Below are 21,335 nucleotides of genomic sequence, written 5' to 3'. Positions count from 1 at the left end.
GATGGAGTTCCGATGCGCGTGCCGACATCGGCGAGACCGGCCTGTTTCTCGTTCGTCCTAGTCGTCCCGCTCGCAATGGCGCCGCTCTCGGCGCACGCGACGCCGGTCGAGACCAGCGAAGGTCCGGTCACCGGTGCCGATGATGGCACGGTAACGCGGTTTCTCGGCGTTCCGTTCGCGGCGCCCCCGGTCGGAGCGCTCCGCTTCGCACCGCCCGCCCCGCCCGCGGCGCATCGGGCCGTCGTTTCCGCCACACGCTACGGCGCGGCCTGCCCCCAGACCGCGTCGCTGGGAACGCCGAGCACGAACGAAGATTGCCTGACCCTCAACCTGTTCCGGCCGGACCGGCCCGGACCGGCGCACAGACCGGTTCTGGTGTTCCTCTACGGTGGCAGTTTCCGGTTCGGCGCCAGCGCGCCAGGCCGCTCCCCTGCAGGACCGGATTACGACGGGGGCCGGCTGGCCACAGGCGCCGATGCCATCGTGGTGACGGTGAACTACCGGCTTGGCGTTCTGGGCTTCCTCGCCTCGCCGCTGCTGGACCGCGCCGACCCCCGACGCGTTTCCGGCAATTACGGCCTGCTGGACCAGCAGGCCGCCTTGCGCTGGGTGCGTGCCAATGCGGCCGCGTTCGGTGGCGACCCGAATCGGGTGACGCTGTTCGGCCAATCCGCCGGGGCGCTGTCGGTGGTGGAACAGATGGTATCGCCAGCGGCGCGCGGCTTGTTCCAGGCCGTCGCGCTCGAAAGTCCCGGCGCGCTGCCATCGGAATCGCTCGATCGCGCCGAACGCCGGGACGCGCCGATCCTGGACGAGACCGGCTGCCGGCACGCCGACGACACGCTGGCCTGTCTGCGCGCGGCACCGGTCGACACGCTGCTGAAGAGCGGCGTGCCGGTCGGCCCCGTGGTGGACGGCGCGGTGATTCCGATCGCACCGGCCACGGCGCTGGAAACGGGTGCGTTCGCGGCGGTCCCGACCGTTCTGCTGACCGATCGCGACGAAGGAACCTTCTTCATCGCCGACGGCGTGAACCGGCTGGGACATGCGCTGACGGCAATGGAGTACGCGGCCACGCTGCGCGCGGCGTTCGGCGATGCCGATGCGCAGCTGATCGCACGGCGCTACCCGGCGACGACGAACGCATCGCCGGGGCAGACCCTGGCCGCCGTGTTGACGGATGAGTTCTTTGCCTGCCCGGCCCTGGCGTTACGCGCAAATCTGGCGCCGCACGCTCCGGTGCTGCAGGCCGAATTCCGCCAGAACGACCCGGTGCGCGATTTTCCGGTGCCGATGGCGCGCGGCATCGCCCCCGGCGATCCGCATACCGCAGAACTCGCCTCCGTCTTCGGACAGGACGGCGCCGGCCATGCCCTGTCCGAACCGTCCGAACGGCTGCTGTCGGATGCGATGATCGGCAGCCTCGGCGCCCTCGCGCGCAGCGCGGGCGCCGCGATCCCGCCCGGAAACGTGCTACCGTCCGGCACGGTGCTGTCGCTCCGGACGCCTGTAAGCCTGTCCGACGATTTCGCGTCGGTGCATCGATGCGCATTCTGGCAACAATCCGGCATCCCGCCGAAACTGCTGGATACGTTGCAATAGGAGTGGATGCCTCACACGAGATGGAGTTCGCGGGCGGACCGCATCAGATCCTCGCGGAAGGCGGGATGCGCCAGGCCGACCAGCGCATGCACCCGCTCGGTGGAGGACAGGCCCTTCAGGTTCGCGACGCCGTATTCCGTCACCACGTGGTGCGTATCGATGCGCGGCGTGGTGACCGGCCCGTCGAGACGCGGCACGATCCGGGACACGGTGCCCTTCTAGGCGGTGGATACAGGCCCGGTCGCCACGACGAGCCTCACGCCTGGACAGCTACAGAAGCATATTGCCGTGAATATGCCGCATCAGATCGACGACGAACGCGACCTCGCTATCGTCGACGCCATCCAGCGCCTGCTCGAAGATCACCGCCACAGTGTCCTGCACTTCGGCCAAACGGCGCTCGCCCTCATCGCTCAGCGCGAGTTCGGTCACGCGCGCGTCGGAGGTGGACCCGGTCGCCAGCAGCAAGCCCTCGTCCACCATCCGCTTCACCAGTTTGGTGGTCGTGGGCAGACGCATCACCGCGGTTTCCGCGAGCTTGCTGATCGGAATGTTCGGCGTCGTGCGAACCAGATTCAACACCCGCCAGCGCGCCATATCCAGCCCGCGCTTCTTCAGATGGCCGTCCATGCGTTGGCTGTACTGGCCCAGAACCCGCGCGATATGGAAGAAGGGCGACTGGTCCGGATCGAAATCCGGACTGGCCGGATTGGAACGCCGCAGCGACCCGCCACGCCTGATGCGCATTCTCGTGCCCGCTCTCGCCAGCACCCGTTCGCCGTCCAATGCCATGCGATTCAACCCTGCGCCAAGGTGCCGGACTCAGCCACCGGCTCCGATGCTCGCATGCAGCCTCGGGCGCGGCAAACGCGGCATCACCCCTTCGATCCAGGCGCAATGGTCGAGCAGAAGCTGATCCTCGCCCAGTCGCCCCAGGAACTGAGTGCCGATCGGCAGACGCGCGGTTCCGATCATGCCGGGCAAGGTCACGCTCGGCAGACGCAGCAGCGTCCAGAGCCGAGAAAAGATCGGATCGCCCGTCGCCTCCAGCCCGACCGGCGCCACGCCCACGGCCGCCGGCGCCATCAGCACGTCCACCTGATCGAACACCGCATCGATCCTCGCCCGTAGACGCTCCGCCTGACGCAACGCCTGACGATAACTATCGAACCCGATCCCGCACCCTGTCGCGATCAACGCGCGGATCGGCTCGCTCAACAGCGCATCGTGCTCGGCCGCCTCCCAGGCCAGTGCCTGCGCCGCCTCGAACGACATGATCAGCCTGTGCAACTCCGCACCCTCGGTGAACGCAGCAAGGTCGATCGGCACGATTTCGGTATGCGCCCCCAGCAGCGCACCGGCCGCGTCCAGCGCCGCGCGCATGTCGGCATCCCCCTGCTCCCACCACGGCGTCCGGCAGACTCCGATCCGGCCCGGTCGCCGGGGCGACAAGACCGGCTCCGACGCCACCGGCCGGCTCAACACCGCATCCGCCGCAGCGGCATCGCCCACCGAACCGGCGATCACCCCCAGCGTGTCGAAGGACGGTGCCAGCCCCTTGATCCCCGCCAGACCGTAGCGCCCGAAACTCGGCTTGAATCCGACGACGCCGCAGAACGACGCCGGCCGCGTCAACGACGCCGCCGTCTGCGACGCCAGCGCTAAATCCACCACCCCCGCTGCCACCGCCGCCGCGCTACCGCTCGACGACCCGCCAGGCGTGCGCGCCGGATCGAACGGGTTCACCGTCGGCCCGGGCCGGAAGAACGCGAATTCGGTCGTGTGCGTCTTCCCCAGGGAAACCGCCCCGGCCTGTCGCAGCAGCATCACGCAGGCCGCATCGGCCGTCGCCCAGTTGTCCGCGTAGATCTCTGAGCCATGGCGGGTCGGATAGGCCGCCGTATCAATGATATCCTTGATGCCGATCGTCAGTCCGGACAAAGGCCCGCGGGCAGCGGCGGCTTCCGCGCGGGCAAGGACCGGATCGTGAGCGACGAAGGCGCGCAGATGCGGCTCCAAACGCGTGAGCGTCTCGATCGACGCCTCCACCGCCTCGCTCGGGGTGCGCGATAGCCGGTTGCTGTGCGCCAACATCGTATCTCCGTCAGGTTTGCCGATTTGCATGCCGGTTTTATTGAAGTGTCAACATATGCGGGTCGAGTTAGGCCTGACGTCTCGCAGTTTGCACATGTTTTGGTCATTTTCGCGGGCATACGCCCGTTCTGCGATCTTTTTATCCGGTGCCATTCGGCAATAGGCCGGAATGGCCCATTTTTCGGGCTTGAACCAAAATTCTTACTTGAACTTTCAAGTTTCCTGGTCTTCCCTCTCCCCAACACCGCCGGACCAGCCGTCGAGGGATGACAATGAACCACTTCTCACCTGCCGCCGAGACGCCGCTCGTACAAGCCGATCGCGCCTCCTCGACGCTCTACACCGACCCCGCCATCTTCGACGCCGAAATGACCCGCATCTTCGAAAAGACCTGGGTCTGGGTCGCGCATGACAGCGAGATTCCCAAGGCCGGCGACTTCAAGACCGCACAAATCGGCCAGCAACCGGTGATCGTGGTGCGCGACCGCAAGGGTGTCGTGCACGTCCATCTCAATCGTTGCCGCCACCGCGCCGCGACCGTGTGCGAGTTGCCCAAGGGAAAGACCAACAGCTTCGTCTGCCCCTATCACGGCTGGGCCTACGGGCTCGACGGTTCGCTGCGCGGCGTCCCGTATGAAGGCGGCTACGCGGAGGGTCTCGACAAGCCCGAACTCTCGCTCCGCACCCTGCGCACCGAGCAGTACAACGGACTGATCTTCGCCACCTTCGATCGCGAGATCGAACCGTTGGAAGACTTCCTCGGCCCGGCCAAGGTCTGGATCGACCTGTTCATGAAGCAGGGGGCCGGCTACCCCATCACCACGCTCGGCGAACACAAATTCCGCTTTCCCGGCAACTGGAAAATCCAGCTCGAGAACACAACCGACGCCTACCATTTCCCGCTGGTGCACAAATCCTTCCTCACCGCCGCTGACGGCGAAACCGAGGAGCAATGGGACATCATGCGCAAGGGCGGCTATGTCGAGGATCTCGGCAACGGCCACTCGGTGATGGTGATGATGCCGGAACTGGTCGATCTGGAAGAGAATCTCGACGCGCCGATCCCCGAGCGCTTTGCAGAACTCGCCGCCGAACTCGGCAAGAACCTTCCCGACGAGCAGGTCCGGCGCATCGTCCGCGCCGTCGGCGGCTGCGGCTTCAACCTCAACCTGTTTCCCAATCTCGGATGCTCCGCCGCCTTCTTTCGCGTTCTCCGCCCCATCTCCGTGAACGAGACCGAAGTGCGTCACGTCGCTCTCGGCATGCAGGGCGGTCCCGACAGCGCCAATCGCGCCCGTCTGCGTCTGCACGAATTCTTCCAGGGCCCGATGGGTTTCGGCAGCCCCGACGACGCCGAAGTGTGGGATCGCGTGCAACACGGCGCCGGCGGCGGCGACGATCTCGCCATCATGCTCAACCGCGGCCTGTCCGACGAGATCACGACGGAGGACGGACACCGTCGCGGCGATGTCAGCGCCGAAACCGGTATGCGTGCGGCCTATGCACAATGGCAGCGGATGATGGGCGCCTGAACCATGGACATGATCATGCAAACCAGCTCCATCACGCTGGACGAAGCGGTTCGGTTCGCCTGGCACGAGGCCGATCTGCTCGACCACGCCGCTTATGACGAATGGCTGGCGCTCTGGGCCGAGGGATCGCACTACGTCGTGCCGATCGAGCCCGGCGTCGAGGATTTCGCCAACACGCTCAACTACGCCTATGACGATGCCGCCATGCGCATCAAGCGCGTGGAGCGCCTCACCAGCGGACAATCGGTCTCCGCGTCGCCCGTCGCGATCACCATCCGCTCGCAGTCGCGCTTCCGCATGCTCGACAGCGATTCGCAAAGCTGCTCCTTCCGCTGCGCGCAGATCATCACGGAGATGCGCCGCGGGCGCGAACGCACCTATACGGGCAACGTCTCGTATCGCCTGCGTCGCGGACCGAACGGGCATCTGCTGATCGCCGAGAAGGTCATCCGACTCATCAACGCCACCGAGGCGCTGATGGGCATCGGCTACATCCTATGAACGCCCTCCACACGATCCCGGCCATGTCCATGCTCGATCTCCACATCGCGCGTCTTGAAAAGCAGGCCGACAACATCGTGGTGCTGGATCTGTGCCGCCCCGATGGCGGGCCGCTGCCGCCGTTCGAAGCCGGCGCGCATGTGGATCTGCATCTCGCGGATGGATTCGTGCGGCAATACTCCCTGTGCGGCGCGCCGTCCGATCGGTCGCGCTATCGCATCGGCGTGCTGCTCGATCCCAACACGCGCGGCGGCTCGCAACGCGTGCATCGCGACCTTCTTCCCGGCAAAGCCGTGCGCGTCGGCCTGCCGCGCAACCTGTTCCCCCTCGCCCCCGACGCCACCCAGTCGTTCCTGATCGGCGGCGGCATCGGCATCACGCCGATCCTCGCCATGGCGCATCAGCTTGATGCGGCCGGGCAGAACTTCGCGCTGCACTACTGCGCCCGCACGCGCGGCAGCGCCGCCTTTCTCGGAGAACTGGCCGATTCCACCTTCGTCGATCGCGTTTCGCTACATTTCGACAACGAGGGCGAACAGGATCGCTTTTCCGTCGAACGCGCTCTGCCGCCGCCGAAACCCGGCGCGCATCTCTATGTCTGCGGCCCTACCGGTTTCATGGACTGGGTCATCGCGGAGGCGAAACGTGCAGGCTACATCGACGCGCAGATCCATCGGGAGTATTTCAGCGCCGAAATCGACACCGCCGGCGACGCGTTCGAGATCGTGCTCGCGAACTCGAACCGGGTCATCACGGTACCTGACGGCAAGAGCATCGTCGCAGCCCTGGCCGAGATCGGCACCAAGATCGACGTCTCCTGCGAACAAGGCGTGTGCGGAACCTGCCTCTGCACCGTGCTGGACGGCATCCCCGATCATCGCGACACCTACCTCACCGACGAGGAAAAGGAAGCGAACGACCAGATGCTGCTCTGCTGCTCGCGATCGAAAACACCCCGACTGGTTCTCGATCTCTGATGCAGCCGGTGCGAACCGAACTGGGCCGCTCTTACCTCTATGCCGGGCGGCAGGTGGTGGTGATCCAGCAATGGCGTGATCCCTACGGCACGCCCATGATTCGCGTGCGCACGACGGATGACGAGCCGGAGGGCGAGGAAGGCCTTGCCGAACACGTCTTCCTGCACGGCGCCGCACCGCTCGACCTGCCGCCTTTTCTTCCCGAATGACCCTCCAGACGCGAGGACCATCATGAACCATTTCCGGACCGATCCCGCCGCACACCAGATCGATGCCGATCGCGACGCAGCCCTCGACGCCTTGCTGCCCGAGATCCGCGCGCGCGCTTCGGAATTCGCCCGCATCGGCCACGTCCCGCGCGACATGGTGGAGAAACTAAAGCGCGTCGGCACCTATCGCGCCCTGGTGCCGCGCATGTTCGGCGGCGAGGAATGGTCGCCGGCACGCTTCTGTCGGCTGATCGAGACGCTTTCCACCGCTGACGGCTCCGTGGGCTGGGTCGCCAGCTTCGGCGTTTCGCCGACCTATCTCGCCGCCCTGCCGCTCGCCACGCAACAGGCGATGTACGCGGAAAGCGTCGATCTCGTCTTTGCCGGCGCACTGTTTCCGCTGCAACCGGCAGAGAAGACCGAAACCGGACTGCGCATCTCCGGACGCTGGCCGTTCGCCAGCGGCTGCAAGGGCGCGGCACGGATCGGCGTCGGCGTGACCGTCGCGGACGACCGGACCGGCGGACTGCCGCGCGTGGCGGTGATGCCAGCGGAAGCGGCCGAGATCCACGACAACTGGGACGTGCTCGGCCTGCGCGGCACCGGAAGCCACGATCTGGTGGTCAACGACGTCGCGGTCGACGATGCCTGGACCTTCGTGCGCGGCGCCAGGGCGCTCGTCGACGCCCCGCTCTACCGCTACCCCTCCATGATCCTCGCCGCCCAGGTGCTGGCGGTGGTCGGGCTCGGCGTCGCACGCGGCGCGCTGGACGATTTCGTCGCCAATGCCGCGCGTCAGGTCTCCATCACCGGCGCGCCGGGCCTGGTCGAGCGGGCGCATGTGCTGTCCGCGATCGGCGAATGCGAGGCCGCGCTGCGTGCCGCACGCCTGCTGTTCTATGCCGGTATCGACGATCTCTGGATCGAGCTGGAAGCCGGACGCGAGCCGGACCGCAAGCTGCTCGCCCTGTCCCGTCTCGGCGCCACGCAGGCGGCGCGCGAAGCCGCGCGCGTGGTCCGCATCCTGTTCGAGATCTCCGGCACCGCGGCGATCCGCAACGGACACCGCCTCAACACCGCCCTCACCGACAGCCTCGTGGTCAGCCAGCACGCCTTTCTCGGCGAGGCCACGCTGCAGAACACCGGCCGCGTGCTGCTCGGCCAACCCACGCCGCCGGGATTCATCTGATCATGGCGACGGACTCTCCTCAGGTCGCGATCGTCACCGGCGGCGGCGGCGGACTGGGCGCCGTGATCGTGCGCGCGCTGCATGCGGCCGGATACCGCGTCGCGAGCGCCGATCGCGATCGTGACGCCGCCGACGCACTGGCGAAATCCCTCGATCCTTCGGGTGATACCGCGATCGGCCTGTCGCTCGACGTGCGCGAGAAACACGCCTTCGACGCCGCGCTCGAACAGTTGGTCGCGCGCTGGGGCAGCGTCCAGGTGCTGGTCAACAACGCAGCGCTCACCGTCGCGCGCCCGGTGCTCGAGATCACCCCCGAAGAATTCGACGACGTCATCGCCGTCAATCTGCGCGGGACCTTTCTCGGCTCGCAGGTGTTCGGCACCCATTTCCGCGATCGCGGCTATGGGCGCATCGTCAATCTGGCCTCGCTCGCAGGCCAGAATGGCGGCACCGCCACCGGGGCGCATTACGCCGCGTCCAAGGGCGGCATCCTGACGCTCACCAAGGTGTTCGCGCGCGATCTCGCGCCGTTCGGCGTCACGGTGAACGCGATCGCCCCCGGCCCGCTCGATCTGCCGATGATCCACCGCACCTTGTCGCCGGAACGGATCGAGGCGGTCAGCAAGACCATCCCGGTCGGCCATATCGGCGAGGCCGGCTTCATCGGCGATCTCGTGGTGCAACTCGCCTCGCCGGCCGCCAGCTTCACCACGGGCGCCACATGGGACGTCAATGGCGGCCTCTTCATGCGCTGAACGCGCTTCGATCGGAACAACGCGAATGACCAGCGTCGCCTTCGACACCGTGGACCGCAACAGCTTCCGGCAGGGCATGGCCCGGCTCGCCGCGTCCGTCACCGTGATCACCACGGACGGACCGGCCGGGCGGCACGGCCTCACCGCCACCGCCACATGCAGCGTCACCGACACGCCGCCGACCCTGCTCGTCTGCGTCAACCGCAATGCCGGCGCGCACGACGTCATCCTCCGCAACGGCGTGCTCTGCGTGAACCTGCTGTCGGACGCGCACGAATCCCTGTCCGGCCATTTCGGCGGCGGCCGTCTGCCGCTGGAAGAACGCTTCGCCGGCGGCGAATGGACCACGCTCAGCACCGGCGCTCCGGCGCTGGAAGACGCGGCGGTCAGCTTCGATTGCGCCGTCTCTCGCAGTGCCGAGATCGGCACGCACACCGTCATCTTCTGCGAGGTCCGCGCCATGCGTCTGCGCGCCGCATCCCCGGTGCTGGTCTATGGCGACCGCGCCTATCACCGCGTCGGCGGCACGCCCGCCCTGGAGCTCGCGCCATGAGCGAAACCGACGCGCTGCTCCGCCGCATCGCGGCGCTGGAAGACAGGCTCGCCGTGCAGGAGGCCGAAGCCGACATACGCCGCATCCAGGCGCGCTACATGTGGCTGTGCGACACGCCCTGCCCGGAACACGGCGTCGACGACGACGAGGAGCGCATCGATCGGATCCTGTCGCTCTACACCGAGGATGCGGTGTGGGAAGGCGTCGGCGCCGCCTACACGAACCAGTTCGGGCGCGCCGTCGGCCATGACGCGATCCGCGCCCATTTCCAGCGCTTCTGGAACGAGAACCGCACGCCGCGCATGCTGCTCAACGTGCATTACCTCACCTCCGAGCAGATCACGGTGCAGGGCGACGAGGCGGAAGGGCAATGGGTGCACTGCCAGCCCTGGGTGTTCGACGACGGCTCCGCGCTGCTGCGTTCCAGCCGTCTCAACAACGCCTTCCGGCGCACCGGAAACGGCTGGCGCATCTCCCGCACACGCACGGAAAACCTCTTCACCGCGCCGCTGGCCGACGGCGCGCTCGGCACGCCGCCGCTGCGCTCCGTGCTGATGCAGCCCGACCCCGCACAAAGGACGACGCCATGAGCGATCCCGCTTTCCTTCGCGACGCGCTCGCCGCGTCCCCCGCCCTGCACGTGGTGCTGGAAGACTGGTTCAACGCCCGCGGCAGCGAGGATCCCGAGACGGTGCTGCGCTTCTTCGATCCCGGCTTCCGGATCGTCTCGCCGGCGGGCAAGGTGATGCATCGCGAAACCTTCGCCGCCGCCCTGCCCGCCCTTCGCGGCTCGCGCCCCGGCCTGGTGATGCGCATCACCGATTGCGAAGTGCTGCATGCCGGCACGGACGACGCCCTCGTCACCTATATCGAGCAGCAGGTGCAGGGCGACAGCGAAACGCGCAGGCGCAGCACCGTTCTGCTGGTGCAGGCCGCGCACGGGCTGGTCTGGAAACACCTGCAGGAGACCTGGGTTGGCTGAGGCCACCGCCGACCGGCATCGCGCATGACGGCACGGATCGCCCTGATCGGCGCCGGCGCGGTCGGCTGCGCGCTGGCAGGCATCCTGGCCCGCGGCGGCGTCGCCGTCACGCTGGTGGCGCGCGGCAACACGCTGGAGGCGCTCCGGCAAGACGGCCTCGTGCTCGAACAGGCGGATGGTCGCGGCGGCGTGTTTCCGGTGGAGGCCATGCCGCACCTTCCGGACACGCCGTTCGATCTGATCGTCCTGGCCCTGAAAGCGCAGGATCTGCCGTCCATCGCACCGCTCCTGGCCGGCCGGCCGGAGCCGGTGCTGCCGGTGGTGAACGGCGTGCCGTTCTGGTTTTCGCACGGCGGCGACGCGATGGATCCGGACGGCGCGCTCGCCCGCGCCCTGCCGCGCGACCGCATCCTCGGCTGCGCCTCCTTCATGATGGCCAGCACGGTCGGCCCCGGCCGGGTGCGCTGCGACGGCACCCCGAAACTGCGCCTGGGCGCCGTGACGCCGGCGCTGACGGAGCGGGCCGCACGGATCGCCGCGATCCTGCGCGGAGCCGGGCTGGCGGTCGATCTGCTCGACGATCCGGCCGAGGCGGTCTGGGGCAAGCTCATCGTCAACGCCGCCACCAACCCGCTTTCCGTGATCGCCGGGGCCACGCTGCGGGACATGCACCGCTCGCCCCATCTCTGCCTCTGCGTCGAGACGGTGGCGGAAGAGATGACGCGGCTCGGCCGCGCCGCTGGCCTGGCACTCGCGAGGGAGCCGGAGAACTGCGCACGCGCGCTTGCCGCCGCAGGCGACCATCTCACCTCGATGAAACAGGATTTCGACGCCGGACGGCCGCTCGAGATCGAGGCGATCTGTTCCGCCCCCCTTCGGATGGCCGAAGCGCTCGGCGTCGCGATGCCGGCCTCGGCCGCCCTGTTCGCTCTCACAATTCACCTGGCAGACAACCGCACGCAAGCGAGACGCCCCCATGGATCATGATCATCCCGACGCGGAAGAAGCGCGGCTGCGCACCCAGCTCGCCGAGTTCTATCATCTGGTGGATTTCTTCGGCTGGACGGAGTCCGTGTTCAACCACATCTCCGTCCGCCTCCCGGGCGAGGAGAAGCGCTATCTCGTGAATCCGTTCGGCCTGAACTACAACGAGGTGACGCCGGAGAACCTTCTGGTCGTCAACGCCAACGGCAAGATCGTCGGCAATCCGGAAAACAAACCCAACCCGGCCGGCTTCGCCCTGCACGGCGCGATCCACGCCGCACGCGACGACATCCACTGCATCGTCCACACCCACACCAACCCGGTCTGTGCGGTGGCGATGAAGAAGACCGGCTTCAGCCACGACAACTTCTATGGCGCGCAGCTCTTCGGCCGCGTCGGCTATCATGATTTCGAAGGCATCACCCTCTACGACGACGAGCGCCCGCGCATGATCGCCAGCCTCGGCGACAAGCACGTCCTGGTGCTGCGCAACCACGGCATCGCCGTCGGCGAATCCGACATTCCGCGCACGTTCATGCTGCTCTGGATCGCGCAGCGCGCGGCGGAGCTCCAGTGCCAGTCAGGCATGATCCCGGGCGAGGACGTGATCCTGTCCGACGAGATCCGCAGCGCCTGCGTGCGCGACGCCGCCCGGATCACGCGCGACGCCAAGGCGGCGGAACTGATGTTCCGCGCGGAAACGCGGCGGATGCGCAAAGCGCGTGGCCCGCTCTGGCCCGGAGACGTCGCGGACTGATCGTCCACCATCCGTCCCGGACTTTCTCGCCAGGGGGCGAGCGGACTCCCGTCCGCTCGCCCCTTCCGCATGTCCACGACAACGATGTTTTAACGAAACGACACGAAGTCGCCGTGCTCGACAACGATGATTGCGAATCGTCATCCCAGGATTCTTGTTTTCGCACAGACGACATTCCCGCTTCGCCATCGCCCGATCGGTTCGGCTGACCGTTTCCGCAGCAACGAAGCAGAGGCTGATCAATCCGCGATCAATTCCTGTCTGAACACCGCATTTAAGGGTGAATTTTCAACGGATTTTTCGTGCAACATCGTTGTTCCTGTGGCTGAGTCCGAGTGCTGAACAGAAACGAAGCAGAACCCGCGCTTCGGTCCGTCAACTCGCACGCAGGCGACGCAACATGCAGAATTCCCTTTCCCAGCCTCTGGAACCGGGCACGGTTTCGTTCGCGGCCACGCACACGCAGAACGCGACGCATCCCGCGTCCAGACGCTGGATCGCGGTCTGCCTGTTCCTGTGCGCCTATATCTTCTCCTATCTCGACCGGCAGGTGCTGTCGCTGCTGATCGGCCCGGTGCGCGCCACCTTCCATGTCAGCGACACGCAGTTCGGCCTACTCAACGGCCTCGCCTTCGCGCTGTTCTACGCCACGCTCGGCCTGCCGATCTCCGCATTGAGCGATCGCGCACCGCGTCAGATGGTGATCGCGGGCGGCATCGCAGTCTGGAGCCTGGCGACGATCGCCTGCGGTCTGGCCCAGAGCTTTCCCGAATTGTTCGCAGCACGAGTCTGCGTCGGTGCCGGTGAGGCGGTGCTCCTGCCGGCGGTCTATTCCTATATTGCCGACCTGTTTCCGCCCCGGAAACTCGGACGCGCGCTGGCCGTGTTCTCCATGGGCTCGTTCTTCGGCACCGGCATCGCCTTTCTGCTCGGCGGATGGGCCATCTCCGTCGCATCCCGCCTCGGCGACACGCGCGCGCTCGGTCTCGTGCTGCATCCGTGGCAACTCTGCTTCTGCATCATCGGCCTGCCCGGTCTTCTGCTCGCCCTGGTGATCCTGGGATCGGTGCGCGAAGTGCCGCATCGCACGATGCCGCGCACGGGACATGCGGTGCCGAGCCTGAAACAGGTTCTCGGCATGATCGCGGAACGACGCGGCGTATTCGCTCCGCATCTGCTCGGCTTCAGCCTGCTCGCGATGAGCGTGTTCGGCGTGCTGAGCTGGTCGCCCGCCTTTCTCGCCCGCCATTTCCATCTCGCGCCCCGCGAGGTCGGTCTGCTGCTGGGCGCCCTGGTCGGCGTGTTCGGCAGCGCCGGCATCGCCGCCAGCGGCGTGCTGATCGACGCGCTCGCCGCACGCGGCCATCGCGATGCACCGTTCAAGGCCGCCTATCTCGGCGCGACCGGCTCCTTCCTGCCCATCGTCCTGTTTCCCGCCGCGGGCTCCGTGACCCAGATCTCCGCGCTGATCGCGATCGCCGTGTTCTTCACCGCCTTCGCCCTGCCCACCTCGGTCACCATCATGCAGATCGCCTCCCCGGCCGCGATGCGCTCGCGCGTCTCGGCGATCTTCCTCTTCTGCAACTCGCTCGCCGGCCTCGCCCTGGGCTCGTTCCTGATCGGCGTCCTGAACGACCACCTGTTCCGCGGACCGGCCGGCGTCGGCGCGTCGCTGGCGGTGGTCGCGGGCACCGCCACCGCGCTCGGCGTCCTGGTCCTGTCCAGAGGGGCTCCGGCCTTCCGGCGGATCGCCGCCGATTAAGTTTCACCATGACAGTTAATGCCGAGACCTCGCGACACCCGCATCGAACAGGATCACGCGTGAACCACCCCCATCCCCAGGCCCGGCGCGGTTTCTCCCTCCGTTTCATCCTTCTGGCCGGCCTCGCCGTCCTGCCCGCCACCGCCCGCGCCCAGATTCCGATCGCCGCCGCCACCCCGATGCAGCGCGTCACCGTGATGGGCTCGACGCTGCCGGCATCGGAAGGATCGGCCATTCCCGGCCAGACGCCGAACACCATCTCGCCACGCATCGCGCCTGGCGTGATCGCGCCGTCGCGGGAAGCGGAACACCCGACCAACGGTCTGCTGACCGCCGTCACCCGGCCGCTCGCCGATCGCGGCATCACCTTCAAGGGGCTGGTGCTCGACGCCTTCGTGGACAATCTCAGCGCCGGCAGCGATATCGGACAGCGCCTGAACAACGGCATCGCCATGCTCGATACCGATATCGACACGGAGCGTCTGCTCGGCCTGCGCGGCGGCGCCTTCCACATGGAAGAAAGCCTGTTCTTCCTGCGCAACAACGAGAACATCTCGCCGCAGATCGGTGACAACACGCTGGGCTATCAACCGCCGCATCTGTTCCGCGGCAATTATCTCTCCGTACTGACCTACGAACAGAAACTGTTCGGCCATGTCGATACAGAGGTCGGCCGCTCCAACCTGACGCGCTATTTCCTGGTGCCGAATTGCGACCAGATGCTGACGTGCTTCAAGGACTCCATCGCCCTGAACGCCGGCATCAGCACGCCGATCTTCTCGTCCTGGATGGGCCGCGCGGCATTCACACTGGCGAACGGCGTGTTTTTCCAGTTCGGCGCGCAGGAATCGAACGCGAAGCTGATCCATACCGATGGCTGGCGCTGGGACACGCACAACGCCACCGGCGCGGTCGGCATGGGCGAGATCGGCTACAAGCGCGGGTTCGACAAGACGGCCTATCCGTCCACCTTCGAATTCGCCGGATACTACAACTCGTCCACCATCACCGATCCGCTCCTGACCGTGCGCGGCACCTCCCGCGTCGCCAATCCGCGCCTTCGTCCAGCGACCGAAACCGGCGTGTCGGGCGTTTTCCTGACCGGTCAGCAATATGTCTGGCGCAAGGATGGCGGCCGCACGCGCAATCCGCACGGCACGGCGGTCGCCGTCTATGGCGGTGCCGGTTCCGGCTTCGAGACCTACGACGCGATCAAGGCAGAAGCCTATCTCGGCGCGAAGATCCAGGCGCCGTTCGCGGGTCATCCGAACGACACCTACAACATGCAGATCCATTGGAGCACACTGGGCAGCCGGCAGAAGCGTTTCCTGGCGGAATCCAGCCAGGCGGCCGGTTACGGTTATCGGGTGCCGAGCGACGCCAAGATGGTGTTCGATCTGCACAGCCACACCTTCGTGCTGCCGTCGATCGCGCTGGAACCGAGCGTCCAGTACATCGTCAATCCCAACAACTACTATGCGCCACGCGCCCGGCCCTCTCGCGACGGGTTCGAGATCGGCATGACCGCCATCATCTATCTGCGGCCGCTGCTCGGCCTGGCGCATCCCTGAGCCGATCACCTGACACGACCGGGAATCCCCGGAAGCGTTCCGCGCGAACCGATGCGGGACGCCTCCGACCGTCTCGCGGTGTCGCAGGCGAACGGCGTTCGGTGGCCATCCATGCGTGGCCGCATCGGGATGCACACACGCGAGCCCCCTGGCCGGAGGTTTCTCCGCGATCGTCTGCCGATGACATCCGATCGCGAGAATGGACACCGCTTTTCGCTGCGATCACTCCACCTGGATCTGTCGATCCGCCGGCACACGCATCGCAGCCGCTTGTTTCCAGCCAGTGGAAACAAGCGAATCGCATAGGCGATCGGACGCGCATCGAAAGCCTTGCCGCCACAGCGCGCCGGGCGTCACGCCGTGACGTTGGCGCTGTCGCCGCCGGTGACGGCAAGGCTGGTACCCGAGACCATGGCCGCCGCGTCGGACGCGAGAAACACCACGGCAGGCGCGATCGCATCGGGTTCGAGCCACGGCACGCCGAGCGGGAGCTTGGCCGCCAAAGCCGCCGCGGCGGTCTTCTCGTCTTCGGTCTCGTTGCCGCTCGGCTGTTTGCCGCCGGCTTCGATCGCCTGCGCATAGCGGTCCTCATGCCGCGTCAGCGCCGTGTTGATCAGGCCGGGAATGACGGCGTTGACGGTGATCCTGTGTTTGCCGAGTTCCAGCGCGGCGGATTTCATCAGGCCGAGGATACCCCATTTCGAGGCGGAGTAGCTCGAACCGTTCAACGTCCCATGCTGCCCCTGCGTGGACGACGTGACGATGATCCGTCCGCCGCCGCGTTCGACCAGGAAGGGCGCCACGACGCGTATCATCCTCGCCGTGCCGTTCAGATTGATGTCGATCTGATCGTGCCAGTCCGCATGGCCCATTTCGAGGATCGGCTTGAACGCCTGGATCCCGGCATTCGCGAACAGGATGTCGATTCCGTCCGTCGTCTCCGACATGGTGGTGCGCGCGCTCAGCGCACGCCGGCCCGCTCCTCGTTACAGCGGCGGTCTCGGCGCGCGCCCGCTTCTGTTTCTGCGCCGACGGCTCAGCGACCGGATGTTCGATCGACTGATCGATCTTGCGTTCCGTGAACGGACATCGTGACGCGGTGCCGCCGTCATGCCTCTACCGTGTCGTGTCCAGCGTCACGCCCGAAAGGCGCGCGCAAAGAAGCGTCAGCGCGTCGGCCGTGCCGGGGTCAAGCGCATAGGGCCGAACGCCGACGCCGATCCGTTCCCGCGACGGCTCGTCAGTGACCACCGAGGCGACGTGGCAGTCCTCGCAATAGTGGCCGCCGACCTCGTCCGGCGGCGCGATCAGAGCCCATGCCGTCGTCGCGGTTCCTTGCGCGATGGATTTCATGCGGAAGGGCGGCTTTCCCTGAGAAGCGAGTTGCGCGTTGATCGCGGCGAGACGGGCTGCCAGCTCGCCTCCGGCCAGATGTCGTGAGAGTTCGGTGTTGATCCCGCCCGGATGAACGGCCACTGCCCTGATGCCCCGTCCGCGCAACGCCGTATCGAACGCGACGGCCAGCAAGACGTCGCCCGTCTTGGAGCGTCCGTAGGCAACCCAGGGATCATAGGGTGAGCGTTCGAAGTTCGGATCCTCAAGATCGAAGGCCGCGTAACGGTGTCCTGAGGACGAAAGCAGTACGATGCGGCCTCCGTCCTGGATGGACGGCGCAAGACGGGCGATCAGTGCGTAGTGACCCAGGACGTTTGTTCCGAACTGTCGTTCGTGACCGTCGGCAGTGTGTTCGAATGGGCATGCCATGACGCCGGCATTGGCGATGATCGCATCGAACGGCTGTCTCATGTCCAGCAACTGGTCCGAGGCGGAGGCGACCGAGGCGAGGTCGGCAAGGTCGAGCTCGACAAGCGTCAGCTGGCCGCCGCCGGTCGCAGCGGCCTGGCGCACGACGATGCAAGCCGTTTCCGCCTTTCCGAGATCGCGCGCGGTGCCGATCACGTGCGCACCGCGGGCAACCAGCGCCCGCGCCGTTTCCACACCGAGCCCGGCCGATACGCCCGTCACGACGATCCGTTTTCCGGACAGGTCGCGATCCGCAAGAACCTCGTCCGCGGTGGAGAATTCATCGAAAATGCGTGTCATGGCGAAACTCCCGTGCTGGCGCTCCGAGCATGGTCGGCGTATTCGGAGGGCGCCTCCATTTACTAAGTGGAGGATACCTCCGCTTGCAAGGGGAGAAGGGTTATTTCTTCACATTCGCGCCCGCGCCGGGCGGACGCCGTACGGAACCGTGCCCACCTGCTGTCGGTCGCCAGGTCCGCCGTGCTGGCGGGCGATATCGGCATCAGCCTGGAAGAGGTCGCCCGCCGCGCCGGGGTGGGAATCGGGACGCTCTACCGGCAATTCGCAAACCGCCAGGAGCTGCTCGAAGCACTCTACCGCGAAGAGGTCGGAACATTGGTGGAGTTGGAGACGACCCTGACGGCATCGGCGACGCCGGAAAGAGCACTTCGGGAATGGCTGTTGGCATTCGTGGATGTCCTTATGGCCAAGCGGATCATCGGGCCGGCGCTCACTGCGATCATCGGCCCGGAGACTTCGCTGCCGGCGTCCGGCGACACGCTCAAGGAAGCGATACGACGACTGACCGCGCGCGCAGCCTCCGCAGGCAGCTTCGATCCGTCGCTCGACCCGGTGGATCTCCTGCGCGCCCTTTCGGGTACGATCGGCATCGCGGTCGACGATCGTGCTTCCGAGCGCGCCCGGCGCATGGTCGACGTGCTTCTGGCCGGTGTGCGTCCGCCATAGGGAGCGCCGTTTCCGCATCGTGGAAAACCTCGGCCGGCTCCCTTCTCGCATCGGTGCGGGGCGATCAGGTTATGCCAGTCCCGCGCAACGGTCTCGAACCGGTTCTCCGGATTGGCGCTCATGGCGCGCCGCGCCTGTTTCACGGTGGCCGGGTCGTGGCCCTGCCGGAGTTGATCTCGCGCGTCGTCGCGGGCGTTCCTCGCCGCCGACAGGCTCACCGCTGGATAGGTGCCGAACGAGAGCAGTTTCTCTTTGCCGTGGAGCACGTAGCGCATGCGCCAGGGCTTCGACCCGGTCGGCTTCACAAGGACGTGCAGCCCACCACCGTCCGCCCGCTTGTATGGTGCTTGTGCCGGCTCCAGCCGCTGCACCTGAGGGGCGGTCAGCACGATACCCCACCCCGGGTTTCAGCACCTCGCATGACACCCCGCAATCGTTCCCGCTTGGTTCGATGCGGTTCGGATCGGAAAGCCCAATACGGGGAAAGCCAGCAGGCGCAAGAACGCGCGGTCTGGTTCGGAGAGGTTCTGAAAGGGGGTTGGCGGACAGGGTGGGATTCGAACCCACGGTACGCTTTCACGCACACACGCTTTCCAAGCGTGCGCCTTAAGCCGCTCGGCCACCTGTCCAGCCTTCGCATGAGCCGCACGCGGCGGCTCAGGGCGGCGGACCATAGCAAGGTCCGCCGCCAAATCAAGAGGGCTCAGTCCATCTTCAAGGCGGCGAGGAAGGCCGTCTGCGGAATCTCCACCTTGCCGAACTGCCGCATGCGCTTCTTGCCTTCCTTCTGCTTCTCCAGAAGCTTGCGCTTGCGGCTGATGTCGCCGCCGTAGCACTTGGCGGTCACGTCCTTGCTCATCGCCCCGATGGTCTCGCGCGCGATCACCCGGCCGCCGATCGCCGCCTGCACCGCGATCTTGAACAGCTGCCGGGGGATCAGATCCTTCAGCTTGCCGCAGATCGCACGGCCACGCGCTTCGGCCGCCGAGCGGTGCGCCACGAAGGACAGGGCGTCGACGGGCTCCTGGTTCACCAGGATGGAGATGCGCACGAGATCGCTCTCCTCGTAGCCGTCCATTTGGTAGTCGAACGAGGCGTAGCCGCGGCTCACCGATTTCAGGCGGTCGTAGAAATCGAACACCACCTCGTTCAAAGGCAGGCGATACACCGCCATCGCCCGGCCGCCGACATAGGTCAGGTCGGTCTGCTGCCCGCGACGCTCGGAACACAAGGTCAGGATCGAGCCGAGATAATCGTCCGGCACCATGATCGTCGCCTTGATCCAGGGCTCCTCGATCCGGTCGATATGCACAGGGTCCGGCATGTCGGCCGGGTTGTGCAGCTCCTCCATCTCGCCGTTGGTCTTGTAGAGGCGATAGACCACCGACGGCGCGGTCGCGATCAGGTTCAGGTCGAACTCGCGCGACAGGCGCTCCTGGATGATCTCCAGATGCAGCAGCCCCAGGAAGCCGCAGCGGAAGCCGAATCCCAGAGCCGCCGAGGTCTCCGCCTCGAAATGGAACGAGGCGTCGTTCAGCCGCAGCTTGCCCAGGCTCTCGCGCAACTTCTCGAAATCGTCCGCATCGATCGGGAACAGCCCGCACCACACCACGGGCACGGAGGGCTTGAACCCGGCCAAAGGCTCGGTCGCGGGGCGGCGGTCCTCGGTGATGGTGTCGCCCACGTTGCAGTCGGCCACCGTCTTCATCGCCGCGGTGATGTAGCCCATCTCGCCCGGGCCGAGTTCCTCGACCGGCCGCATGGCGGGGCTGAACACGCCCACCTGCTCGACATTGTGCACCGAGCCCTTGGCCATCATGCGGATCTTGGCGTGGCGCTTCAGACGCCCTTCCTTGATCCGAACCAGGATCACCACGCCGAGATAGGCATCGTACCAGCTATCCACCAGCAGCGCCTTCAGCGGCGCATCGGCATCGCCCACAGGCGGCGGCAGGCGCGTCACCAGCGCTTCCAGAACCCCCTCGATGTTGAGCCCGGTCTTGGCCGAGATCATCACCGCGTCGTCCGCCGGAATGCCGACCACGTCCTCGATCTGCTGCTTCACTCGGTCCGGCTCGGCCGCCGGCAGGTCCACCTTGTTCAGGATCGGCACGATCTCGTGGTTCGCGTCCAGCGCCTGATACACGTTGGCCAGGGTCTGCGCTTCCACGCCCTGCGACGCGTCCACCACCAGCAGCGACCCCTCGCAGGCCGCGAGCGACCGACTCACCTCGTAGGCGAAATCGACGTGGCCCGGCGTGTCCATCAGGTTCAGCACGTAGGTCTTGCCGTCCTTGGCCGGGTAGCTCAGCCGAACGGTCTGCGCCTTGATGGTGATGCCCCGCTCCCGCTCGATATCCATGTTATCAAGCACTTGGTTGGTCATCTCGCGCTCGGACAGCGCGCCGCAGGCCTGGATCAGCCGGTCGGCCAGGGTGGACTTGCCATGGTCGATATGGGCGATGATCGAGAAGTTGCGGATGGACGAGAGCGGCGTGTCGGTCATGCTGCTGCTTTACGGGAATGCGGGAGAAATGTCAGCCGTGCGCGCGAGGCACCGCATACGCCTCATGGAAGAGGGAAGCGGCCCCCGCCCTACCCCTGCCCAGCGATCGTTCACACAAACTCCACGCGACACTCGGCAAGCGGCATCTCGACGCCGTCGTTCCGCTTGAACACCGCACCCTCGATCGTCGCCAGCGTCCCGCCAAGCGCCTGCGCGCCTTGCGTGATCTGCTTCTCCTACCCGTCGAGATCGCCGTGATACCCCCAGCAGAAGAATGACTGACCGTCCGGGGTCGTGATCAGGCAACCGTATTCGGACGCTCCTCCGTGAGTCAGGAGCGGGGGATCAATCTTCCTGCTCACCTTTCTGAATTGATCGGGTGTCGGCGCGATTTTGCTGTCTTGGAGGTAGACGACTTTCACGCCTTCAACGTCGACCGTTCCGGGTATGGTGCGATTGTCGGTTCTTTCTATGGGTCCACCATATATCCGCCCGAGCTCGTCCAGGTAGTCTGCCATCTCTTCCCCTACTCCACTCGAGTTATAAAAAAACGAAATTTTGTAATGCCAGACCTTTTGAAAACTTCTGTGTA

The 21,335-nt window shown here is 66.3% G+C and carries 22 protein-coding genes, 1 tRNA gene and 1 pseudogene; 15 read left to right on the top strand and 9 right to left on the bottom strand.

What is annotated here, in order from left to right:
• The first annotated feature begins 12 nt into the window (after positions 1-12).
• Complete coding sequence (locus tag ACZ5BM_RS11480; protein ID WP_498908118.1) at positions 13-1,602, top strand: carboxylesterase/lipase family protein; 1,590 nt, start codon at positions 13-15, stop codon at positions 1,600-1,602.
• Between the two features lie 11 nt (positions 1,603-1,613).
• On the opposite strand, the gene ACZ5BM_RS11475 is transcribed toward ACZ5BM_RS11480, so the two are convergent.
• The 3 genes from ACZ5BM_RS11475 to ACZ5BM_RS11465 all read right to left on the bottom strand — a co-directional run bounded on the left by ACZ5BM_RS11475 (position 1,614) and on the right by ACZ5BM_RS11465 (position 3,696).
• Positions 1,614-1,811, bottom strand: a complete 198-nt coding sequence (locus tag ACZ5BM_RS11475) for a sugar phosphate isomerase family (RefSeq protein ID WP_498908117.1) — start codon at positions 1,809-1,811, stop codon at positions 1,614-1,616.
• Between the two features lie 61 nt (positions 1,812-1,872).
• Positions 1,873-2,394, bottom strand: coding sequence for a MarR family winged helix-turn-helix transcriptional regulator (locus tag ACZ5BM_RS11470; protein ID WP_498908115.1), 522 nt, complete (start codon positions 2,392-2,394; stop codon positions 1,873-1,875).
• Between the two features lie 30 nt (positions 2,395-2,424).
• Entirely contained in the window at positions 2,425-3,696 is a 1,272-nt protein-coding gene (locus tag ACZ5BM_RS11465; RefSeq protein WP_498908114.1) for an amidase, read from the bottom strand.
• A gap of 272 nt (positions 3,697-3,968) precedes the next feature.
• Here ACZ5BM_RS11465 and ACZ5BM_RS11460 point away from each other — a divergent pair, with 272 nt between their 5' ends.
• From ACZ5BM_RS11460 to ACZ5BM_RS11400, 13 genes are all read left to right on the top strand, one after another.
• Entirely contained in the window at positions 3,969-5,228 is a 1,260-nt protein-coding gene (locus ACZ5BM_RS11460) for an aromatic ring-hydroxylating oxygenase subunit alpha (protein ID WP_498908112.1), read from the top strand.
• Positions 5,229-5,243: 15 nt separating this feature from the next.
• Positions 5,244-5,729 (top strand): aromatic-ring-hydroxylating dioxygenase subunit beta, encoded by a 486-nt coding sequence (locus ACZ5BM_RS11455; RefSeq protein WP_498908111.1) that lies wholly within the window; start codon positions 5,244-5,246, stop codon positions 5,727-5,729.
• Between the two features lie 23 nt (positions 5,730-5,752).
• Positions 5,753-6,706, top strand: a complete 954-nt coding sequence (locus ACZ5BM_RS11450; protein ID WP_498908109.1) for a PDR/VanB family oxidoreductase — start codon at positions 5,753-5,755, stop codon at positions 6,704-6,706.
• Positions 6,706-6,915 carry a hypothetical protein gene (locus tag ACZ5BM_RS11445; protein WP_498908108.1) on the top strand — a complete coding sequence of 70 codons (210 nt, stop codon included), beginning with the start codon at positions 6,706-6,708 and terminating at the stop codon, positions 6,913-6,915. The genes ACZ5BM_RS11450 and ACZ5BM_RS11445 overlap by 1 nt, the downstream gene beginning before the upstream one ends.
• Positions 6,916-6,937: 22 nt before the next feature.
• Positions 6,938-8,104 carry an acyl-CoA dehydrogenase family protein gene (locus ACZ5BM_RS11440; protein WP_498908106.1) on the top strand — a complete coding sequence of 389 codons (1,167 nt, stop codon included), beginning with the start codon at positions 6,938-6,940 and terminating at the stop codon, positions 8,102-8,104.
• Positions 8,105-8,106: 2 nt separating this feature from the next.
• Positions 8,107-8,859: an SDR family NAD(P)-dependent oxidoreductase gene (locus ACZ5BM_RS11435; RefSeq protein ID WP_498908104.1), complete on the top strand. Its 753-nt coding sequence runs from the start codon at positions 8,107-8,109 to the stop codon at positions 8,857-8,859.
• Between the two features lie 25 nt (positions 8,860-8,884).
• A complete protein-coding gene (locus tag ACZ5BM_RS11430; protein ID WP_498908103.1) occupies positions 8,885-9,412 on the top strand; it encodes a PNPOx family protein in 528 nt (175 codons plus the stop codon).
• Complete coding sequence (locus tag ACZ5BM_RS11425) at positions 9,409-10,002, top strand: nuclear transport factor 2 family protein (RefSeq protein ID WP_498908102.1); 594 nt, start codon at positions 9,409-9,411, stop codon at positions 10,000-10,002. The genes ACZ5BM_RS11430 and ACZ5BM_RS11425 overlap by 4 nt, the downstream gene beginning before the upstream one ends.
• The gene (locus ACZ5BM_RS11420) at positions 9,999-10,394 is read left to right on the top strand and encodes a DUF4440 domain-containing protein (RefSeq protein WP_498908101.1); all 396 of its coding nucleotides are present in this window, start codon (positions 9,999-10,001) and stop codon (positions 10,392-10,394) included. The genes ACZ5BM_RS11425 and ACZ5BM_RS11420 overlap by 4 nt, the downstream gene beginning before the upstream one ends.
• 24 nt (positions 10,395-10,418) lie before the next feature.
• Entirely contained in the window at positions 10,419-11,381 is a 963-nt protein-coding gene (locus ACZ5BM_RS11415; RefSeq protein ID WP_498908100.1) for a ketopantoate reductase family protein, read from the top strand.
• On the top strand, positions 11,371-12,135 hold the full coding sequence (locus tag ACZ5BM_RS11410; protein WP_498908098.1) for a class II aldolase/adducin head domain-containing protein: 765 nt from the start codon (positions 11,371-11,373) through the stop codon (positions 12,133-12,135). Before ACZ5BM_RS11415 ends, ACZ5BM_RS11410 begins: the two co-directional genes overlap by 11 nt.
• A 400-nt stretch (positions 12,136-12,535) precedes the next feature.
• Positions 12,536-13,897, top strand: a complete 1,362-nt coding sequence (locus ACZ5BM_RS11405) for an MFS transporter (RefSeq protein WP_498908097.1) — start codon at positions 12,536-12,538, stop codon at positions 13,895-13,897.
• 59 nt (positions 13,898-13,956) lie between these two features.
• Positions 13,957-15,468, top strand: coding sequence for a carbohydrate porin (locus tag ACZ5BM_RS11400; protein WP_498908096.1), 1,512 nt, complete (start codon positions 13,957-13,959; stop codon positions 15,466-15,468).
• Positions 15,469-15,821: 353 nt separating this feature from the next.
• Here ACZ5BM_RS11400 and ACZ5BM_RS11395 read toward each other — a convergent pair whose 3' ends face one another.
• Both ACZ5BM_RS11395 and ACZ5BM_RS11390 read right to left on the bottom strand, forming a co-directional pair.
• Positions 15,822-16,415 (bottom strand): SDR family NAD(P)-dependent oxidoreductase, encoded by a 594-nt coding sequence (locus ACZ5BM_RS11395; protein ID WP_498908094.1) that lies wholly within the window; start codon positions 16,413-16,415, stop codon positions 15,822-15,824.
• A gap of 169 nt (positions 16,416-16,584) precedes the next feature.
• Positions 16,585-17,571, bottom strand: coding sequence for an SDR family NAD(P)-dependent oxidoreductase (locus tag ACZ5BM_RS11390; RefSeq protein ID WP_498908093.1), 987 nt, complete (start codon positions 17,569-17,571; stop codon positions 16,585-16,587).
• A gap of 180 nt (positions 17,572-17,751) precedes the next feature.
• On the opposite strand from ACZ5BM_RS11390, the gene ACZ5BM_RS11385 reads away from it, so the two are divergent.
• Positions 17,752-18,237 carry a TetR/AcrR family transcriptional regulator gene (locus ACZ5BM_RS11385; RefSeq protein ID WP_498908092.1) on the top strand — a complete coding sequence of 162 codons (486 nt, stop codon included), beginning with the start codon at positions 17,752-17,754 and terminating at the stop codon, positions 18,235-18,237.
• A 191-nt stretch (positions 18,238-18,428) separates the two neighbouring features.
• On the opposite strand, the pseudogene ACZ5BM_RS11380 reads toward ACZ5BM_RS11385, so the two are convergent.
• The 4 genes and pseudogenes from ACZ5BM_RS11380 to ACZ5BM_RS11365 form a co-directional block, all read right to left on the bottom strand.
• Positions 18,429-18,608: pseudogene (locus ACZ5BM_RS11380) on the bottom strand (Arm DNA-binding domain-containing protein); the annotation flags it as partial.
• 168 nt (positions 18,609-18,776) lie between these two features.
• Positions 18,777-18,866 (bottom strand) — tRNA-Ser (locus ACZ5BM_RS11375).
• Positions 18,867-18,940: 74 nt separating this feature from the next.
• Complete coding sequence (lepA, locus tag ACZ5BM_RS11370) at positions 18,941-20,743, bottom strand: elongation factor 4 (RefSeq protein ID WP_498908090.1); 1,803 nt, start codon at positions 20,741-20,743, stop codon at positions 18,941-18,943.
• 236 nt (positions 20,744-20,979) lie between these two features.
• Entirely contained in the window at positions 20,980-21,261 is a 282-nt protein-coding gene (locus ACZ5BM_RS11365; protein WP_498908088.1) for a hypothetical protein, read from the bottom strand.
• Positions 21,262-21,335: the final 74 nt, after the last annotated feature.

Source organism: Lichenicola sp. GTC18331 (genome assembly GCF_055386855.1).
The sequence above is the reverse complement of the archived record's forward strand: the minus strand, read 5'-3'. Positions and strand labels throughout refer to the sequence as shown.

Coding starts and splice junctions, on each gene's coding strand:
- ACZ5BM_RS11420 (WP_498908101.1), top strand. CDS start 9,999: ATGAGCGATCCCGCTTTCCTTCGCGACGCGCTCGCCGCGTCCCCCGCC.
- ACZ5BM_RS11390 (WP_498908093.1), bottom strand. CDS start 17,571: ATGACACGCATTTTCGATGAATTCTCCACCGCGGACGAGGTTCTTGCG.
- ACZ5BM_RS11435 (WP_498908104.1), top strand. CDS start 8,107: ATGGCGACGGACTCTCCTCAGGTCGCGATCGTCACCGGCGGCGGCGGC.
- ACZ5BM_RS11460 (WP_498908112.1), top strand. CDS start 3,969: ATGAACCACTTCTCACCTGCCGCCGAGACGCCGCTCGTACAAGCCGAT.
- ACZ5BM_RS11450 (WP_498908109.1), top strand. CDS start 5,753: ATGTCCATGCTCGATCTCCACATCGCGCGTCTTGAAAAGCAGGCCGAC.
- ACZ5BM_RS11430 (WP_498908103.1), top strand. CDS start 8,885: ATGACCAGCGTCGCCTTCGACACCGTGGACCGCAACAGCTTCCGGCAG.
- ACZ5BM_RS11445 (WP_498908108.1), top strand. CDS start 6,706: ATGCAGCCGGTGCGAACCGAACTGGGCCGCTCTTACCTCTATGCCGGG.
- ACZ5BM_RS11365 (WP_498908088.1), bottom strand. CDS start 21,261: ATGGCAGACTACCTGGACGAGCTCGGGCGGATATATGGTGGACCCATA.
- ACZ5BM_RS11455 (WP_498908111.1), top strand. CDS start 5,244: ATGCAAACCAGCTCCATCACGCTGGACGAAGCGGTTCGGTTCGCCTGG.
- ACZ5BM_RS11465 (WP_498908114.1), bottom strand. CDS start 3,696: ATGTTGGCGCACAGCAACCGGCTATCGCGCACCCCGAGCGAGGCGGTG.
- ACZ5BM_RS11415 (WP_498908100.1), top strand. CDS start 10,419: ATGACGGCACGGATCGCCCTGATCGGCGCCGGCGCGGTCGGCTGCGCG.
- ACZ5BM_RS11470 (WP_498908115.1), bottom strand. CDS start 2,394: ATGGCATTGGACGGCGAACGGGTGCTGGCGAGAGCGGGCACGAGAATG.
- ACZ5BM_RS11440 (WP_498908106.1), top strand. CDS start 6,938: ATGAACCATTTCCGGACCGATCCCGCCGCACACCAGATCGATGCCGAT.
- ACZ5BM_RS11395 (WP_498908094.1), bottom strand. CDS start 16,415: ATGTCGGAGACGACGGACGGAATCGACATCCTGTTCGCGAATGCCGGG.
- ACZ5BM_RS11410 (WP_498908098.1), top strand. CDS start 11,371: ATGGATCATGATCATCCCGACGCGGAAGAAGCGCGGCTGCGCACCCAG.
- lepA (WP_498908090.1), bottom strand. CDS start 20,743: ATGACCGACACGCCGCTCTCGTCCATCCGCAACTTCTCGATCATCGCC.
- ACZ5BM_RS11425 (WP_498908102.1), top strand. CDS start 9,409: ATGAGCGAAACCGACGCGCTGCTCCGCCGCATCGCGGCGCTGGAAGAC.
- ACZ5BM_RS11480 (WP_498908118.1), top strand. CDS start 13: ATGCGCGTGCCGACATCGGCGAGACCGGCCTGTTTCTCGTTCGTCCTA.
- ACZ5BM_RS11405 (WP_498908097.1), top strand. CDS start 12,536: ATGCAGAATTCCCTTTCCCAGCCTCTGGAACCGGGCACGGTTTCGTTC.